Annotated in this window: 1 rRNA gene and 1 pseudogene; both read right to left on the bottom strand. The window is 67.3% G+C overall.

What is annotated here, in order from left to right:
• Window positions 1-810, bottom strand: a pseudogene (locus ACZ4WS_RS08245) (hypothetical protein); the annotation flags it as partial.
• A 146-nt stretch (window positions 811-956) separates the two neighbouring features.
• Window positions 957-1073: ribosomal RNA gene (gene rrf / locus ACZ4WS_RS08240) — 5S ribosomal RNA — on the bottom strand.
• Window positions 1074-1280 lie beyond the last annotated feature (207 nt).

Genomic DNA, 1280 nt, shown 5'->3' with positions numbered 1-1280 from the left:
ATCACGACGGTCGTCACGACGGAAACCACCACGGTCGTCATCCCGGCGCGGGCCACTCGGGCGGTCGTCGCGACGGAAGGCCGGACGGTCCCCCTCGCGACGGGGAGCCGGACGGTCGTCGCCTCGGCGGTCGTCACGCCGGAAGTCGCTCCGGTCATCGCGGCGGAACCCACCACGGTCACCCCGGTCACCACTGTCACGCCGGTCATCACGACGGAACCCACCACGGTCATCACCACGACGATCATCGCGACGGTCGTCACGTCGGTCGTCCCGACGGAAGCCACCACCGCCACGGCTGTCGTCCCGACGGAAGCCACCGCGGTCCCCGCCACGATCGCCGTCACGGCGGTCATCACGACGGTCGTCACGACGGAAACCACCACGGTCGTCATCCCGGCGCGGGCCACTCGGGCGGTCGTCGCGACGGAAGGCCGGACGGTCCCCCTCTCGACGGGGAGCCGGACGGTCGTCGCCTCGGCGGTCGTCACGACGAGGCCCGCTGGGGCGGTCGTCACGCCGGAACGGCGGACGCCCGCCGCGGTCGCCCTCGCGACGGTCATCGCGGCCACGGTAGCCGCCACCGCTACCGCCGCGATTGTCATCACGCCGGTTGTCGTCGCGACGGAAGCCACCCCGGTCTCCGCCTCGGTCCCCGCCACGATCGCCGTCGCGGCGGTCATCACGGCGGAAGCCGCCACGGTCGTCGCCCCGACGATCGTCACGACGGTCGTTGTCGCGGCGCGGGGCTCCGCGGTAGCCGCCGCGGTCACCACTGTCCCGGCGGCGCTGATCGCGCTCCGGTCGCTCATCGGGAGAGTTGGTGGACATGGGTGACTCCTGTCTTCGGTACCGCAAGTCATTCTCGCGCAGCCGGGTACCCGGCGCGCTTCGGAAAAACAAAAAAGGACCTCTGGCCCCAGCGAGTCGCTGGGACCAGAGGTCCTCCAAATTTAGTTCGGCGGCGTCCTACTCTCCCACAGGGTCCCCCCTGCAGTACCATCGGCGCTGTGAGGCTTAGCTTCCGGGTTCGGAATGTAACCGGGCGTTTCCCTCACGCTATGACCACCGAAACCCTTTCAGACACCCCTGCATAAGCGGGGTTTTGAACGGGCAGCGAACAAGCACACTTTTCAATTGATTAGTGAAACTGTTCAGCCAGCACAACCGTTCGTTGTCTGGGAACAACACAGTGGACGCGAGCAACTGAGGACAAGCCCTCGGCCTATTAGTACCAGTCACCTCCACACCTTGCGGTGCTTCCAGATCTGGCCTATCAA

It is taken from the genome of Streptomyces sp. NPDC029292 (assembly GCF_055569295.1).
Note: the sequence above shows the minus strand (reverse complement) of the source record. Positions and strands in the feature narration are given on the sequence as shown.